The organism is Rhizobium sp. CG4, from assembly GCF_023701965.1.
GTDB lineage: Bacteria > Pseudomonadota > Alphaproteobacteria > Rhizobiales > Rhizobiaceae > Agrobacterium.
Genome location: NZ_JABAEG010000006.1, coordinates 201466 through 217980, shown reverse-complemented (window position 1 = coordinate 217980; position 16515 = coordinate 201466). Strand labels below are relative to the sequence as shown.

11 protein-coding genes are annotated in these 16515 nt (G+C 54.9%); 4 read left to right on the top strand and 7 right to left on the bottom strand.

Going from position 1 to position 16515, the window contains the following annotated elements:
• Window positions 1-35 precede the first annotated feature (35 nt).
• From HGO37_RS17970 to HGO37_RS17945, 6 genes are read right to left on the bottom strand one after another with little or no spacing between them, the layout of a single operon-like run.
• On the bottom strand, window positions 36-803 hold the full coding sequence (locus tag HGO37_RS17970; RefSeq protein WP_250984516.1) for a 5-oxoprolinase subunit PxpA: 768 nt from the start codon (window positions 801-803) through the stop codon (window positions 36-38).
• A 29-nt stretch (window positions 804-832) separates the two neighbouring features.
• Window positions 833-1828 (bottom strand): 5-oxoprolinase subunit C family protein, encoded by a 996-nt coding sequence (locus HGO37_RS17965; protein ID WP_250984515.1) that lies wholly within the window; start codon window positions 1826-1828, stop codon window positions 833-835.
• On the bottom strand, window positions 1825-2532 hold the full coding sequence (pxpB, locus tag HGO37_RS17960) for a 5-oxoprolinase subunit PxpB (RefSeq protein ID WP_250984514.1): 708 nt from the start codon (window positions 2530-2532) through the stop codon (window positions 1825-1827). The genes HGO37_RS17965 and pxpB overlap by 4 nt, the downstream gene beginning before the upstream one ends.
• Complete coding sequence (locus HGO37_RS17955; RefSeq protein ID WP_250984513.1) at window positions 2529-2957, bottom strand: acetyl-CoA carboxylase; 429 nt, start codon at window positions 2955-2957, stop codon at window positions 2529-2531. Before HGO37_RS17955 ends, pxpB begins: the two co-directional genes overlap by 4 nt.
• Entirely contained in the window at window positions 2954-4336 is a 1383-nt protein-coding gene (gene accC / locus HGO37_RS17950; protein ID WP_250984512.1) for an acetyl-CoA carboxylase biotin carboxylase subunit, read from the bottom strand. Before accC ends, HGO37_RS17955 begins: the two co-directional genes overlap by 4 nt.
• Complete coding sequence (locus tag HGO37_RS17945; RefSeq protein WP_250984616.1) at window positions 4336-4773, bottom strand: acetyl-CoA carboxylase biotin carboxyl carrier protein; 438 nt, start codon at window positions 4771-4773, stop codon at window positions 4336-4338. The genes accC and HGO37_RS17945 overlap by 1 nt, the downstream gene beginning before the upstream one ends.
• 490 nt (window positions 4774-5263) lie before the next feature.
• On the opposite strand from HGO37_RS17945, the gene HGO37_RS17940 reads away from it, so the two are divergent.
• From HGO37_RS17940 to HGO37_RS17925, 4 genes are all read left to right on the top strand, one after another.
• On the top strand, window positions 5264-6334 hold the full coding sequence (locus tag HGO37_RS17940; protein WP_250984511.1) for an HlyD family secretion protein: 1071 nt from the start codon (window positions 5264-5266) through the stop codon (window positions 6332-6334).
• A gap of 10 nt (window positions 6335-6344) precedes the next feature.
• Window positions 6345-9155, top strand: coding sequence for a ribosome-associated ATPase/putative transporter RbbA (gene rbbA, locus HGO37_RS17935; RefSeq protein WP_250984510.1), 2811 nt, complete (start codon window positions 6345-6347; stop codon window positions 9153-9155).
• 3 nt (window positions 9156-9158) lie between these two features.
• Window positions 9159-10271, top strand: coding sequence for an ABC transporter permease (locus HGO37_RS17930; RefSeq protein ID WP_250984509.1), 1113 nt, complete (start codon window positions 9159-9161; stop codon window positions 10269-10271).
• A gap of 165 nt (window positions 10272-10436) precedes the next feature.
• Entirely contained in the window at window positions 10437-13421 is a 2985-nt protein-coding gene (locus HGO37_RS17925) for an autotransporter outer membrane beta-barrel domain-containing protein (protein ID WP_250984508.1), read from the top strand.
• A 90-nt stretch (window positions 13422-13511) separates the two neighbouring features.
• Here the strand turns inward: HGO37_RS17925 and HGO37_RS17920 are convergent, their stop codons facing one another.
• On the bottom strand, window positions 13512-16301 hold the full coding sequence (locus HGO37_RS17920; protein WP_250984507.1) for a bifunctional aconitate hydratase 2/2-methylisocitrate dehydratase: 2790 nt from the start codon (window positions 16299-16301) through the stop codon (window positions 13512-13514).
• Window positions 16302-16515 lie beyond the last annotated feature (214 nt).

Sequence of the window (16515 nt, the reverse complement as noted above, 5' to 3'; positions counted from 1 at the left end):
CTGTGAGATGAAGGAGAAGGCCGATGAGCGGCCTGTTAAGACGCAAGTTCTGCGGCTGGCGCGAGGGTCGCACCTGAAGCAATGATTTCGCTGTGCACGATACCGGCCAATTCCAGCGAACCCGGCGTATCGCTATGCACAAGAATTGACCGAGCCGGCATGGCAAGAATGGCGCCATCGATAGCCTCAACTGTCCCATCGGTCAGAAAACGGCGAACCCGGGCACGCACGGATGGTTCATCTTTGACCAACGCACCTGGAAGACCACGGGCAACAAGGTTACCCTTAGCGTCATAGGCACGGTCGGCCAGGAACAGGGCAAGGGTTTTCAAACCGGCCCGTTTGGCGGCTTTTTCAATTTCACTTTGCGGGGTTACAAAGACCACCAGCTTGGGATCAACAGCCGAAATGGCGTTCATCATCATGTCGGCAAGCACCGGATCACGATTGACCATGTTGCCCATCGCCGCATGGAAACTGAAGTGGCCAACCTCAACGCCTTCGCTCTTGGCAATCGCGATCAGTGCGCCCAGTTGGTAGAGCATCTGGTGGCGCAGTTCATCGGGTTGAAACGGCAATTCACGCCGGCCAAAACCGGCTCGATCTGGCAGACCCGGATGCGCACCAATACCAACGCCATTCTGCTTGGCCAAACGCACCATGCGCGCCATTGTATCGGGATCACCGCCGTGAAAACCGCAGGCAATGTTGGCGGACGACACCAGCTTCATCATGGCGTCATCGTCACACAAGCGGTAGGGGCCGAAACCTTCACCCATGTCGGAATTGAGATCGATTTTCATCAGTTCCTCCCTCTTGATCCGGTTGCTGCTCAGGCCATCGCCTTCAAAGCGCGCTTGACCATGTCTGCAGTCCGTTTGATGTCCTCTAGATAGGTTTTTACCGCTTGCTCAACCTGGCGTGCCTCTTCGTGGCTGGTCCGGACGAACCTGATCTTTCCGCCGGGATTTGCCTGTCCAAGCCGCCACAGATCAGCCTCGATCACACCGGCTATCTTCGGATAACCACCAGCGGTATTGGCATCGCTCATCTGAATAATCGGCTCCCCACCAGGCGGAACCTGTACAACGCCTGGAACGACGCCGTGCGAGCGCATTTCTCTGGTCTCGGTCGGTTTGATGGGCTCGCCGGAAAGCCTGTAACCTGTGCGGTCACTGCGCGACGAGATACGCCAGACCTGCCCCCAGAAGGCTTCACCATCATCGGCAAACAAATGATGTTCGCCAGCCGGAATAGCGCGAACCTGCAACACGCCCTCAACGATGTCAGGAAAGACATTGGCCAAAGCTTGTGATGGCTCCACCACCGCCAAGCCACTTGCAGGCAGTGGCAAAATATTCTCCTGCGTGCCAGTTTTCAGATGATCACCCTTCGCAAGCGGCCTTCCGTCATTGCCGCCGAAATTGCCGCGCAGTGCCGTGCTGCGTGATCCCATCAGCACCGGGACATCCAATCCGCCGGCAACAGCAACATAAGCGCGGGCGCGTTTAACCGGTTGTCGCAATTCCAGCACATCACCGCCCTTGGCCAGATGAGCGCACCATGGCAACACGTCTTTGCCATTCAGAAGAACCAGGCCATCTGCACCGGTTACCGCAAAAATCATCGGCATAGAAACACGCAATTTGAACGGAAAGGTCTGCACTTCAATGACAGCCGCATCCGGCTCATTCCCGACAAGAATATTGCCGGTTTTTACAGCAAGCGAATCCATGGCGCCGCCAGCCGTGACACCAATATTACGAAAGCCCGGACGTCCGAGATCCTGAACAGTATTAAAAGGGCCGGTTTCGAGGATTTCGATCATAGCTCTACCCTCGCTGGCACAAAACGGACAGTGTCGCCAGGTGCCAGAAGCGCCGGTGTCGCTGACGTTGGATCGAACATTTTCAAATCCGCATAGCCGATTGAGTTCCAGCCATTGGGACCGGTCAGCATGGCAACACCGGTCTGCATGCCACCAATTGTCACGCAACCCTTTTCCATCTTGATGGACGGCACCGTTTTGCGTGGCATGTAAATACGGCCATCAAGTCCGTGCAGATACCCAAAGCCGGGCGCGCTACCGAGCGCAAATACCCTGTATGTCGCTTCATGATGAATGCGTACAATCTCACGGTCACTTAAGCCGGAAAAGTCGCATAATGCGGCAAGATCCGTTGCGTATTCACCGCCGTAGTGAACCGGTATCTCAACCGTTTTTCCCGAGAGATCGATACTTGCGGCATTGTCCCATGCTTCCAGCAGACGGCCGACGACAGCATCGGGGTCTGCAGGCGTTTCCTTGAAAAGGGTAAGAAGGTTGGTCATGCCGGGAATGACTTCCGCGACATCAGCCCATGCACTTACAGTTTGCGAAAGCGCCCAGATAAAGCGCTGTGCCGGCAAATCGAATTCACCCGGCGCTTCTAGCAGGAAGGAGCGTGAGCCGATGAAGGAAATATTTGCCCGACCTTTAACGACAGGCTGAATTTCATGGTGCGTCGCAAGGATACTTGATCTGGCAATCATGATTGAGGCCCGAGTTCGAACAAAACATCACCGAAGCCAACCAGAGCATCCTGCTCGGCGAGCTGACGGGTTAACAAGCCAGTGCGGCCGGCAAGGACGGGCACGAGAATTTGGCCGATACGGATAAATCCAATCACATCGGACGCAACAACCGAGCGGGGGAATTGACCCGCCCCAGAGGCAAGAGACGGATGTGACACATGGAAATGCCCGGCAATCGGTGCCTTCACCGTCGTGCTGGATGTCGCATTCGTCGGTTTCAAAGCCACGGCAGACGGAGACGTTCTCACGGTCTCTGGCACGGAAATAACCAGCCGCAACTGCGCATTTGGCGTGGAGATTTCCAAGCCTTCGACACCGGCAGCCGACAACATCTCCGTCAGAGCTTCAAGAGAGGCGGGATCGGTGAAATCGAGCCTGCTCATGCCGCTCTCCATGCTTTCAGCCACTTTTCTAGATAATGAATGTCCGTTTCGCCTTGGGCAAAAGCCGCGTCTTCAAACAGGGCACGCAGGAAAGGCAGGTTGGTTGAAATGCCTTCAACGCGTGTCCCGGCGAGCGCGGTTCGCATCTTGGTGATGGCCTCAGCCCGCGTCGGCGCATGCACGATCAACTTGGCGATCAGGGAGTCGTAATAGGGCGACACCCGGTAACCGGGATAGATATGGGTATCGAGCCGGACTCCTTCGCCTTGCGGCCAGGCAATGTCTGTGACAGCCCCTGCCGATGGCAGGAATGTATCGGGATCTTCGGCGTTGATCCGGCACTCGAAAGAGTGTCCATCACAGACAACATCATCCTGCTGAAGATCGAGTCGTACACCTTGCGCCGCCTTGATCTGGGCCTGCACGATGTCGATACCACTGGTCATTTCGGTAACGGGATGCTCGACCTGCAAACGGGTATTCATTTCGATGAAGTAGAATTTTCCATCTTCATACAGAAATTCAAACGTGCCAACGCCGCGATAACCAATCTGCTGGCAGGCTTCCACGCACGCCAAACCCACAGGCTCAATGATATCGGCTGCAATACCCGGGGCCGGGGCTTCTTCGACCACTTTTTGATGGCGCCGTTGCATTGAACAATCGCGATGCCCAAGCCAAACCGCATTTCCATGGGTGTCGCAAAGCACCTGTATCTCAATATGACGGGGATGCTGGAGAAACTTCTCCATGTAGAGCGCTGGGTTGCCGAAGGCCTGTCTCGCCTCTTCACGCGTCAGGGTCATTGCTTCGATCAGCGCAGATGGTTCCTGAACCACCCGCATGCCACGCCCACCGCCGCCGCCTGCGGCCTTAATGATGACAGGATAACCAATGTCACGGGCAATCTGCTCAACCGTGGCATGGTCATCTGGAAGCGCCGTATCCGGCCCTGGCACACATGGCACACCCGCGGCAATCATCGCCTTCTTAGCGGTAATCTTGTCACCCATGGTGGCAATGGACCGTGCATCTGGACCGATAAAGGTCAGTCCGGCATCCTCTACGGCTGCCGAAAATGACGTGTTCTCGGACAGAAAACCGTAACCGGGATGAATGGCACCTGCACCGGTTAACCGGGCGGCCAGAAGAATGGCATCCTGATTGAGATAGCTTCTGCGCGCATTGGCAGGACCAATACAGACAAAATGATCTGCCGTTTCGCCATAGGAGGCTTGCCTGTCAGCCTCAGAGCAAATCGAAACTGTCTTCAGGCCAAGCTCGCGGCAGGCGCGCTGTATGCGCACAGCAATCTCACCACGATTGGCAATCAGCACCGTATCAAAGAGTGGATCAGAGCTGGCGAAATTCTCTGCCATCACGCAATCTCCGCCAGCAAATTGTTGGTTTCGACCTCTCCGCCATCAACATCCGTAACGAAGGTGATACGGCCAGCACAGGGCGCGGCGATCTTGTTGAATACTTTCATGGCCTCGATAATAAAAAGTGTCTGCCCCTCTTCCACCACATCGCCAATATTGACGAATGGCGGCTGGCCCGGTGCAGATGCACGGTGCAAAACACCGAAGATCGGTGCACGGACGGATGTGCCAGAACTGTTGTTGTGAGAGGGTGCCGTTTGCGTATCCGGCAGAGTAGCGTGAACGCCGTCAGTCTGTGTCGTGACCGTTGCAGCAGAGATTTCGTGGCCAGTTCGGAAAATTCGAACGGTGACGTCCTTTTCCGTGACCTTCAGTTCGGTAACGTTGGTTCGCCCGACAAAATCAATCAGCGCTTTTATCTTCGGCAGGTCCATGAGCACACTCGGCATTGTTCGAAGCCGCACTACGATCCCGCAAAGGCCGGACCATCGTCGACTGAACCAGACCTAGCACGATAGGTTGTTTGATGGGGTCAGAAGAACTTTTGATATAGCCCGGTTTGCTCCAGATTTCCCCAAACACCTTCACACGGAAAACCCGCATCAACGGCGCATAAACCTTGAATTTTTTAAAGAGATTTTCAGATCAATCTTGATTGACCAGTTGCGTATCTCCAAATGCCGGCAAAGCCACAGCACCACCGACATGTCCAAACACCGCCATGTTGATACCACGAAGTTAAGCGGTCAATGCCTTTTGACTTTTTGCAATTTTCGAAAATGCGCCAAAGGCTTGGCCCTTTTTGAGATGTGAAAATTTATATTGCGTGGCGCCACCAAGCCGTTTGACATGGCTCTCAAGAGGGTGTTCATTTCCTCAACCCTTAATGCATAGTCACGAAAACCATAAATCGGATTAAGTGTAATGTTCAAAGCTGCAAGAGGTTGGGTTTGGGGCGTCATCGCCGTTATTGCCATCGGCGTCGGATATTACGCTTGGACCGTTCTGCGGGGTGATAATTTGCCCGCAGGCTTTGTCTCCAGCAATGGTCGTATAGAGGCCGTGGAGATTGACATCTCCACCAAAACAGCTGGCAGGCTCAAGGAGTTGATGGTTCGCGAAGGTGAATTCGTCAAGGCTGGCCAGCCACTTGCACAAATGGACACCGCCCAGCTGGAAGCCAGCAAACGACAGGCCGAAGCACAGCGGCGCCGCGCGGAGATATCGGTCGATACGGCCCATAGCCTCGTTGCCCAGCGTGAGGCAGAACGAAAATCTGCACTAGCCGTCATCGAACAGCGCAAAGCCCAGCTCGATTCCGCAGTGAAGACCAATGCCCGCTCGCGGCAACTGTTGACCAACAATACCGTGTCACAGCAGGTCGCCGATGACAGCGAAGCGGCCGAGCAGGCTGCAAGGGCAACACTTGCTGCGGCAGAAGCGTCGCTTGCTGCCTCTGATGCAGCCATCAATGCTGCTAAGGCGCAAGTGGTGGATGCCGAAGCAGCTGTTGATGCGGCAAAGGCACAAATTGACAGTATCGAAACCGATATTGCCGACAGCACTTTGACGGCACCCCGCGACGGGCGAATTCAATACCGAATCGCACAGCCCGGCGAGGTTCTGTCTGCCGGTGGCCGTGTCTTGAACCTCGTGGACCTTGGCGACGTCTACATGACCTTCTTCCTGCCAACGGCAGAAGCTGGCCGGACCTCAATTGGTTCAGACGTACGTCTCGTGCTGGACGCGGCTCCCCAGTTGACCATCCCTGCCCAGGTGTCCTTCGTTGCCGATGTGGCGCAGTTTACGCCCAAAACGGTTGAGACTGAAGAAGAACGTCAGAAACTGACGTTCCGGGTTCGCGCCCAAATACCGCAGGAATTGCTGCAAAAATACATCCAGTACGTCAAAACCGGCTTACCGGGCATGGCGTATGTCCGGCTGGATGCGCAAGCAACATGGCCGCAAAATCTCGAACAGAACCTTGTAAAATAACGGCGCCGCGATGAACGAGGCTGACACAAACAACAGCACTGCCTCGAGTTCCGCCAAAAGCGGTCAGAACGCTGTGGTACGGCTCCAAAACGTCACTCTCACCTACAAAAAAACGATTGCCCTGAGCGAGGTATCGCTGGATATCCCGTCAGGCTGCATGGTGGGACTGATCGGCCCTGACGGCGTTGGAAAATCCAGCCTTCTGTCACTCGTTTCCGGCGCACGGGCTGTTCAGAAGGGCAAGGTCGAAGTTCTCGATGGCGACATTTCCGATGCGAAACATCGCAATGCCACCTGCCCCCGCATTGCCTACATGCCGCAGGGACTGGGCAAAAACCTATACCCAACACTTTCTGTTTTCGAGAATGTCGATTTTTTTGGCCGCCTGTTCGGCCAGGACAAACAGGAGCGTGAAACCCGTATTCGCGAACTGCTTGATAGTACCGGTCTTGGCCCTTTTGCTGACCGGCCGGCAGCCAAGCTTTCCGGTGGTATGAAACAGAAACTCGGCCTTTGTTGCGCGCTGATCCACGATCCGGATTTGCTGATCCTCGATGAACCCACGACTGGTGTCGATCCGCTGTCACGGCGGCAGTTCTGGGAACTGATTGACGCGATCCGTGTCGGACGGCCGGGCATGAGCGTTATCGTCGCGACAGCCTATATGGAAGAAGCCGCAGGCTTCGATTGGCTTGTTGCCATGAACGCCGGCAAGGTTCTCGACACTGGCACACCTTCAGAACTGCTTGAACGCACAGGGGCCGCCAATCTTGATGCCGCCTTCATTGCCATGCTGCCAGAGACGGAACGCCGTAATCATGTCGATGTCGTTATTCCGCCTCGAGAAACCGGCGGCACGCAGGAATATGCCATCGAGGCCAGCCATCTGAGCATGCGCTTTGGCAGTTTTACCGCCGTGGACAATGTCAGTTTCCAGATTCCACGCGGCGAAATCTTCGGCTTTCTCGGCTCCAATGGCTGCGGCAAATCAACAACCATGAAAATGTTGACCGGCCTTCTGGCCGCCACCGAAGGCGAGGCAAAGCTTTTCGGCAACAAGGTCGATGCGAGTGACATGGCGGTGCGCCGCCGTGTCGGTTACATGAGCCAGGCTTTTTCGCTCTACAGCGAATTGACCGTTCGCCAAAACCTTGATTTGCACGCTCGCCTGTTCAAACTGCCTGACGAAACCATTCCGACACGCATTGATGAAATGGCGCAACGGTTCACCTTGCAAGACGTGATGGATACGTTGCCGGACGGGCTGCCGCTTGGCATACGCCAGCGCCTGTCGCTGGCCGTTGCCATGATCCATTCACCAGATGTGCTGATCCTTGACGAACCCACCTCGGGTGTTGATCCAATCGCGCGTGATGCATTCTGGCAAATCCTTGCCGATCTCTCCCGCAAAGACAATGTAACGATCTTCATCTCCACGCATTTCATGAATGAAGCGGAGCGTTGCGACCGCATTTCATTAATGCATGCAGGCAAGGTGTTGATAAGCGACACGCCAGCCGCCATTGCCAAAAGCCGCAATTCTCCCACGCTGGAAGATGCATTCATCGCCTATCTGGAGGAAGCCTCGGGCATCACGGCTTCGGACAAGACCGATAAGGCAAAAACCTCTCAGACGGCTGATATAACCAAACTTGCCGCTGCCAGCCATCCGCAGGCGATGAGCAAGAAACGCTTCTTCGATATCAGGCGCATGTTCAGCTACACGCGGCGCGAAGCACTTGAACTTCAGCGCGATCCCATTCGTGCCACGCTTGCGGTGCTGGGCAGCGTCATCCTGATGTTTGTGATCGGTTACGGCATAAATATGGATGTCGAAGACCTGACATTCGCTGTACTAGACCGGGACGATACCACCATAAGCAGGGATTATGTCCTCGACATTGCCGGATCCCGCTACTTCATCGAAAAAGAGCCCATTCGCGATTATGCCGACATGGACAAGCGGATGCGTGATGGCGAGATAAGTCTGGCCATTGAAATTCCGCCGGGTTTCGGGCGCAAGGTGCAGCGTGGCGATGACGTCGAAATCGGCGCCTGGATCGACGGCGCCATGCCGCAACGGGCGGAAACTGTGAGCGGCTACGTCCAAGGCATGCATGCTGATTGGCTCACCCGAAAGGCAAGACAACTTTACGGCACGGAGGCAACCCGCGGCACATTTTCCATCGAGACACGCTTTCGCTACAACCCTGATGTCAAAAGTCTGGTTGCTATGGTGCCAGCAGTCATTCCGCTTCTGTTGATGCTCATCCCGGCCATGTTGGCAGCCCTCAGCGTGGTGCGAGAAAAGGAACTCGGATCCATCATCAACCTCTATGTGACCCCCGTCACACGGCTGGAATTCCTGTTCGGCAAACAGATCCCCTACGTTGTTCTAGGCGTGATGAATTTCCTGCTGCTGGTTGCCTTTGCGACGCTAGTCTTCCGCGTTCCCTTCACAGGCAGCTTTATTGCCTACGCGGCAGCGGCCCTTCTTTATGTGATCATTGCGACCTCGATCGGCATTTTCATGTCGACATTCATGTCTAGTCAGATCGCAGCAATCTTCGGAACTGCACTGCTGACACTTATTCCAGCCACGCAATATTCCGGTATGACCGACCCGGTCTCATCCCTTCAGGGTGCGGGTGCCTTCATCGGCGAAATTTACCCCACCACCTATTTTATGACCATCTCACGCGGCGCCTTTTCCAAGGCGCTTGATTTTGCAGGCCTTGCCGGTTCCTTCATTCCCCTGCTGATCGCCATACCAATCCTTGCGACACTCGGTGCCGTGCTTCTTAAAAAGCAGGAGAGCTGAGCTTTGTTTTCATCCAACATCTTTCAGCTAGGTTTAAAGGAATTGCGTGGACTGGCACGCGATCCGATGCTGGTGCTGCTGATCCTCTACGCATTCAGTCTGCAAATCTATACCGGATCAAGCGCCCTGCCCGAAACGCTCAACAATGCCGCAATTGCAATTGTCGATGAGGACCAATCGCCTCTTTCCGGCCGCATCAGCACGGCATTCACGCCGCCCTATTTCGTGCCGCCGAAGCTGATCGACATCAGTGAGATGGATCGCAGAATGGATGCGGGGCTTGATACATTCGCCCTCAACATTCCCCCGGATTTCCAGCGCCATGTGCTGGCAAACCAGCATCCGGCAATCCAGCTGAATGTTGACGCAACACGTATGAGCCAGGCGTTCAGTGGCAGCAGCTACATCCAGTCGATCGTGACGAGTGAGGTCAATGAGTTTCTGGAGCGGTATCGCGGCCACACCAATGTTCCCGTGGACCTGACGCTGCGGGCACGTTTCAACCCGTCACTCGACAAATCGTGGTTCGGCTCCATCAACAACATCATTACTTCCATCACCATGTTGTCGATTATCCTGACGGGCGCTGCACTGATCCGTGAGCGTGAGCACGGCACCGTCGAACATCTACTGGTCATGCCGGTAACACCCACGGAAATCATGCTCAGCAAAATCTGGTCGATGGGCCTGGTGGTGCTGGTTGCTGCAGGTTTTGCCCTGTTCGGGGTGGTCAAAGGGTTGCTTGGCGTACCGATTGAGGGCTCTCCTTTCATCTTCCTGCTGGGAACGGCACTGTTTCTGTTTGCAACGACATCCATGGGGATATTCCTTGCGACCGTCGCGGGCTCGATGCCGCAATTCGGTCTGCTGCTTATTCTGGTACTGTTGCCGCTTCAGGTGCTTTCAGGTGCAATGACACCGCGTGAAAGCATGCCTGACATCATCCAGCACATCATGCTGCTTGCACCCAACACCCATTTCGTCATCCTCGCACAGGCGGTGCTGTTCAGGGGTGCCGGCCTTGATGTTGTGTGGCCGCAGTTGCTTGCCCTGCTGGTTATTGCCGTCATTCTCTTCACTTTGGCATTGCGCCGGTTCCGCAACTTCCTGCGATAAACCAGGCACGTTTTTGAGTGCTTTATCTGGCGTGAAACCCTTGTGAATCAGGGGATCGAGCAAAGCCGCCGCACGTTGACAGTTAAGACTTCATTAACCATGCTTGGTTACGAGTCGTTATCTGCCCGCCGATGGTTGTCGGCGCTCGTTAGCATCGGTCGCTAAATGACACATCAACTGCTTCCGGTATTGGCTCGACGTCTCGGGCTTTTCACAGCATTAGCCTCACTGGCCTTTGTCGTGCCGTCGTTTGCGCAGTCGGTGTGGACCGGTAATACGGACAATGAATTCAGCAACGGAACGAACTGGACACCTGCTCTGCCGGGCGCAAATGATGCAGCGGCTGTCAACACTGGTTCCCCGCAGGTCACCAATAACGTCACCGTCAATCAGCTTGGTGTAAATGGCGGCGATGTTACCATCACCAATACCGGGACACTTACGGTGACCAGTGGCAGCACGATCAACTCCGGCAGCCTCGGCATCAATGCTGGTGGCGTCGTGAATTCCGATATCGACCTGAATGGCGGCAACCTGTTTATTGATGGAACGCTCAACGGCAAACTGCAATTGAATGCAGGCAACGTTGCGGTAAATGGCAGCCTAGGTAGTGCTGTGGTGGAAGCGACCACTGCACTTTCCAACAGCGGAACTGTGGGCGATGTTTCTGTGTCCTCCGGCGGGACCTTTACCAATAACACAACTGGCACTGCAGGTGCACTCACCAATGCCGGTACGGCGTCGAATGCCGGCACGCTTGGCTCATTGACAAATACGGCAGGCAACTTCACCAACAACAACCTCGGCGTCATCACCGGAAAGACGATAATCTCCGGCGGAACGGTGACCAACAATTTCCAGATGACAGATGCAGATGTCGCCGCGGCAGCAGATTTCGTCAACAACAACGGCGCAACGGCTGGCAACATCAGAAACTCCGGCACAGTCTCCAATGCCGGTACCATCGCATCCCTGCAAAACGATGCGGGAAGTTTCGCCAACAACTTCGGCGGTGCTGTCTCTGGCACAACAACCGTGGCCGGAGGCACTGTCACCAACAATGCAGAGATGAATGCCGTGAGTGTTGGGGCTGGTGGCATCTTTACCAACACAACGGATGGCACGGCCGGTGCCGTTACTAATGCCGGCAACAGTTCAAATGCCGGCGCAATCGCCTCGCTGACCAACACGGCCGGAGACTTCGTCAACAATGCCGGTGGCACAATCACTGGACAGACCACCATTACTGGCGGGACAGTCACCAACAATTTCGAGATAACCGACGCCGACGTTGCAGCCGCTGCAGCCTTCATCAACAACTCGGACGGCATCGCGGGTCATATCAGAAATTCCGGCACGGTGACCAATGCCGGAACCATCGCATCCCTTCAAAATGACGCTGGCTCTTTCACCAACAATAGTGGTGGCGAGGTTACGGGCGCAACGACAATCAATGGCGGCACGGTCGTCAACAATGCAACGCTTGCTTCCGTCGAGATCAGCAATCAGGGCACATTTACCAATAACAGCGGTGCAACGACAGGCGCGGTCACCAATTCCGGCACTGCGTCGAATGACGGTACAGTTGCGTCATTGACCAACAGTGGTGGTTCCTTCTCAAACACCGGCATTATCAGTGGTGCGGCGAGCGTCAGCGGCGGTGAATTCATCAATGAAGGAACAGTCACCGGAACGATTGATGTTTTTGACGGCGGCTTGCTGTCCGGCAGCGGTGTCTCCGGCGGATTGGTGATCAATGCCGGTGGCATTCTGTCCCCCGGTCCTGGCCTGCAAACCGTTTCCGTAAATGGTGACCTGACCTTCCGCATCGGATCGACCTACCAGGTGGATATTACCTCAACCGGTTTGTCGGATCAGGTCAACGCCATCGGCACAATCGATATCGAAGGTGGTACGCTCGATATTCGTGCAGCAAGCAACACCTATGGCCTGTCCACGGCCTACACGATCCTGTCGGCCGGCAGCATTACCGGTAATTTCGACACCATCGCCAGCGACTTTGCGTTTCTTTCCCCGACACTGACCTACAATCCCACCACAGTGGATCTCAGACTTGATCGCAATACTGTGCGTTTTGCTGATGTTGCCCTGACACAAAATGAACGCGTAACCGCAGCAGCCGTTGAGAGTCTGGGATCGACAAATGCACTGTTCATGGCGGTGTTGCCTCTCAATATAGAAACCGCCGAGACCGCCTTTTCACAGCTTAACGGCGAGGTTCACGCATCTCTCAAAAGCGCATTCCTCTGGGAAAGCCAATTTCCCCGTGACGCGATCATGGATCAGATGAACCCGCTGATCGCCAGACCCTGGGCAGATCAGGAAGAGCTGTCGTTTTGGACAACCGGCATATTTGCCCAAGGTAATTTTTCTGAAAATGGTGTAGCCAGCGGCCTTGATACCCGTGTCGCGGGCTCACTCATCGGCGCTGATTTTTCCATTTCAGAACAATGGCGTCTCGGCGGCATTCTCGGATACAGCTCTCTTTCCGCAGGTTCTGAGGCCACTGCGGACAGTTATCATGCAGGCCTATATGCTGCCGGTGACTTCGGCCCTCTGGATATACTCGGCGGCGCCATCTACTCGCGCAACGATATCTCGACCAAACGTGATATCGCATTCGGCTCCTTTACCGACCGGCTGACGGCCGATTATGGCAGCGATACTCTTCAGGCCTTTGGCGACATTTCCTGGACGCTGCAACTGGATGATGTCAAGTTGCAGCCCTTCGCCAATCTTGCCTATATCAATCTCAATACGGATGATTTCCGTGAAGATGGCGGTGTCGCAGCCTTGTCTGTTGCCGGCGGCTCCGACAACCTGACCGTCTCCACCATAGGCATGCGCTGGGCTGCCAACCTGCCAACTGATATGCCGGTGATAGTATCCGGCATGCTGGGCTGGCGCCACGCAATCGGTGATCTTTCGCCCACCTCATTTTTCGCATTTGAGGGTGGCTCACCTTTCATTCTGGAAGGCGTGACCATGCCGCGGGATTCACTGTTGGTAAAAGCTGGCATTACCGCCAGACTTTCCAAATCCGCACGTTTGACACTGAGTTATGCTGGCGAGTTTGCCAGTGGTTTCCAGTCCAATGCGGCCCATGCCAACCTGCAGGTCAATTTCTAGCGTCGACAATAGTTGTCCGGCAAACATCCGCACAAAAGAACAGTGCCCCGAAGTTCTTCAACTTCAGGGCACTGTGCTTCTGGTCAAATCTTAGTAGTGGACCGACAGGCTATCGATCGGTGTGGTCTTTGGCGGCGCGAACTTGGTCAGGTCGATGCCGTCAACTGCACTGCGGTACTCTTCAATGCTTGGCGTGCGACCAAGAATTGCCGACAGCACCACAACCGGGGTCGACGCCAGAAGCGATTCACCCTTCTTCTCCGAGGTGTCTTCTACAACGCGGCCTTGGAACAGGCGGGTCGAGGTTGCGAGAACCGTGTCACCCTTTTCAGCCTTTTCCTGGTTACCCATGCAAAGGTTGCAGCCTGGACGCTCAAGATAGAGAATGTTCTCGTACTCGGTACGGTTGGCAGTCTTTGGCTTCAGGTCATCAAATTCGAAGCCGGAATACTTCTGCAGGATTTCCCAATCCCCTTCAGCCTTCAACTCGTCAATGATGTTGTAGGTCGGTGCTGCAACCACCAGAGGTGCCTTGAACTCAACCTTGCCTGCAGTTTTTTCGATGTTCTTCAACATCTGGGCAACAATCTTGATGTCGCCCTTATGCACCATGCATGAACCAACGAATCCAAGGTCAACCTTCTTGGTGCCGCCGTAGTAAGAAACCGGGCGGATCGTGTCGTGCGTATAGCGACGGGAAACGTCTGTATTGTTGACGTCAGGGTCAGCGATCATTGGCTCGTTGATGATGTCGAGATCCACGACGACTTCTGCGAAGTACTTTGCGTTGGCATCCGGGCTCAGAGCAGGCTTTTCACCCGAACGGATTTCGGCAATGCGCTGATCCGCCTTGGCAATCAGGCTCTTCAGCGTACCAACAGCATTGTCCATGCCCTTGTCGATCATGATCTGGATACGCGACTTGGCAATTTCCAGCGACTCGATCAGGGTCTCGTCCTGCGAGATACAGATCGACGCCTTGGCCTTCATTTCAGCCGTCCAGTCGGTGAATGTGAAGGCCTGGTCAGCGAGAAGCGTACCGAGGTGAACTTCAATGATGCGGCCCTGGAAGACGTTGTCGCCATGCTGCTTGAGCATCTGCGCCTGTGTGGCATGAACAACGTCGCGGAAGTCCATGTACGGTTGCATCGTGCCCTTGAAGGTCACCTTGACCGACTGCGGGATTGGCATTGTTGCCTCACCGGTGGCCAGTGCCAGCGCCACGGTGCCAGAGTCTGCACCAAACGCAACGCCCTTGGACATGCGGGTGTGGCTGTCGCCGCCGATGATGATTGCCCAGTCATCCACGGTGATGTCGTTCAACACCTTGTGGATGACGTCGGTCATCGAGTGGTAAGCGCCCTTCGGGTCACGCGCAGTGATAACGCCGAAGTTGTTCATGAAGGACATCAGCTTTGGAATATTGGCCTGTGCCTTTTTGTCCCAAACGGAAGCCGTATGGCAACCGGACTGATAAGCACCGTCAACCAGCGGCGAAATGACGGTTGCCGCCATCGCCTCAAGTTCCTGCGCAGTCATCAGACCGGTGGTGTCCTGCGAACCAACAATATTTACAATTACACGGACGTCGGAGCCAGCATGCAATACCTTGCCTGGCGTCACGCCAACAGCGTTGCGGTTGAAGATCTTTTCAACAGCCGTCAGGCCCTGGCCTTCGATTGAAATTTCCTTGTTTGGCGCAAAGACCGCAGTCGGCTCAACGCCGAGGGTCTGGGCGGCAAATGTCTGGAGCTTCTTGCCGAAAACGATAGCGTAAGAGCTACCGGCCTTCATGAACTCCATCTTCTGGGGTGTGAAGGCCGCAGCAACATCAACCAATTCGTTGCCATTTTCATCACGAAGTTTTTTACCCTTCGCGTCGATTTTCAAAACAGTGCCGGTTTCTACCGAGAACTGCTGTTCCAGGATCGGGTTGCCATCATTGTTGAGGATCGGCTTGCCATCGTCACCGGTCTTTTTGGTCCAGTTCTTCAGGTTGATACCAATACCACCGGTCACGTCGACAGTGGTCGCGAAGATGGGCGAGATACCGTTGGTACCCGCAACGATTGGCGCGAAGTTGACGAAAGGCACATAAGGGCTGGCCTGCTTGCCGGTCCACAGCGCAACGTTGTTTACGCCGGACATACGCGACGAACCCACGCCCATCGTACCCTTTTCGGCGATCATCATAACCCGCTTGTCAGGATGCTGCTTCTGCAGCGCAACGATCTCCGCCTGTGCTTCAGGCGTGATCATACACTGACCATGCAACTGGCGGTCGGAACGCGAATGGGCCTGGTTACCCGGCGACAGAAGGTCAGTCGAAATGTCGCCTTCAGCTGCGATGAAGGTCACAACCTTGATTTCGTCTTCTACGTCAGGAAGCTTGGTGAAGAATTCAGCCTTGGCATAGCTTTCGAGAACGCTCTTCGCGACTGCATTGCCTGCCTTGTAGGCATCACGCAGACGGAACATGTCGGCATCATAAAGGAAGACCTGGGTCTTCAACACATCACCGGCCTTGGTTGCGATTGCAGCATCGTCACCGAGCGCGATATCGAGCAGAACCTTGACCGAAGGACCACCCTTCATGTGCGATAGGAGTTCGAGAGCAAACGTTGGCGTAATCTCGGGTACGACCGCTTCGCCAAGGATGATTTCCTTCAGGAACGCGGCTTTGACACCTGCAGCACTGGTGGTGCCTGGCAGCGTGTTGTAGATGAAGAATTTGAGGGCATCGGCGCGGTGTTCGCTTCCTGCATCCTTGATCAGCGCAATGATCTCACCGACGAGAGCTCCGTCATCAATCGGTTTGGGAGCGAGCCCTTGAGTTTCTCTGCTTTTAATCTCAGCCAGGTAATCCAAATAAAGGTTCATCGTAATCCCAACGTCATAATGTGTATGGCGCTGAAACGCAGCGCCACCAAACGGTATTGTTAATCGGCCCAAGGGTCGTGCAGGTTTCGAGTACGTCAACAAAGGCCGACTTGCAAGATACTGCATTTCAGTAAAAAAAATTACTTCGGTTTCAGCGAAAAGCTTTAAAAAAACGCGCTGCGAAGGGTGGTTAAGCCGCAAACCTCTAAATGCT